Genomic DNA, 1,024 nt, shown 5'->3' with positions numbered 1-1,024 from the left:
CTGCCGCACCGACGGCGCAAGCCATGCCCGCCGCCACGCCGGCGGCTTCCACGGTGTTCCCGCCGCTGGCGCAGGAAGCGCCGCCGGGGTTCCACAACGATATCGGGATGATTCTCGATATTCCCGTGCAGCTCACGGTGGAACTCGGCCGCACCAAGGTACCCATCAAGAACCTGCTGCAACTGGCACAAGGTTCGGTCGTGGAGCTCGACGGCCTGGCCGGCGAACCGATGGACGTGCTTGTCAACGGCTACCTGATCGCCCAGGGCGAAGTGGTGGTGGTCAATGACAAGTTCGGCATCCGCCTGACGGACATCATCACGCCGTCGGAACGTATCCGGAAGCTCAACAAATGATGGTTGCCGCGCGCCGGCTTGCCGCGGGCATTGCCCTTGTGGGCGTTGCCGCTTCCGGCGCGCAGGCTGCCGACGTCGTGCTCAGCACGGCCCAGGCGGGCACGCCCACCGGCGGCGCCGCGACCAACACCACTACCAGCGCCACTACTGGCAACACCGGCGCCAACGCTCCCGTCATCAGCAGTGGGGCCAGCCTGGCGCAAGCCGGTCTGGGCCTGTTCGCCGTCATCGCGCTGATCCTGGCGATGGCATGGGTGGCGCGGCGCGTCGGCCTGGTGCGCCAGGGCTCGGGCAATGCGTCGATGAAGGTGGTCGGCAGCCTGATGCTTGGTCCGCGCCAGAGGGTGGTCACGGTGGAAGTGGGCGGTACCTGGCTGGTGCTTGGTGTGTCGCCCAATGAAATCCGTCCGCTTCACACGCTGGAAGCACAACCGCACACCGGTTCTCCGGACGATTCGCGGCCGGGCTCTCAGGCGGACTCAGCAATGCCCCGGAACATGCAGGGCGGATTTGGCGAGCGACTGATGCGCGCCATGCAGGAAAACCTCAAGAAATGAACTCGCTGCGTGCCGACGTCGCACGGCATCCCGCGCGCCTGCCGTGCGTGGCCGCCACCCTGCTGGCCTTGCTGCCGCTCGTGCTGTGGCTCGCGCCCGAATCGGCGCTCG

The 1,024-nt window shown here is 67.4% G+C and carries 2 protein-coding genes; both read left to right on the top strand.

Going from position 1 to position 1,024, the window contains the following annotated elements:
• The coding region (gene fliN / locus D769_RS20160; RefSeq protein ID WP_008648907.1) for a flagellar motor switch protein FliN at positions 1-356 on the top strand (356 nt) is incomplete at its 5' end.
• A complete protein-coding gene (gene fliO, locus D769_RS20155) occupies positions 353-913 on the top strand; it encodes a flagellar biosynthetic protein FliO (RefSeq protein ID WP_008648906.1) in 561 nt (186 codons plus the stop codon). The genes fliN and fliO, both read left to right, overlap by 4 nt.
• Positions 914-1,024 lie beyond the last annotated feature (111 nt).

This window comes from Cupriavidus sp. HMR-1 (assembly GCF_000319775.1).
Taxonomy (GTDB): domain Bacteria; phylum Pseudomonadota; class Gammaproteobacteria; order Burkholderiales; family Burkholderiaceae; genus Cupriavidus; species Cupriavidus metallidurans.
The sequence above is the reverse complement of the archived record's forward strand: the minus strand, read 5'-3'. Positions and strand labels throughout refer to the sequence as shown.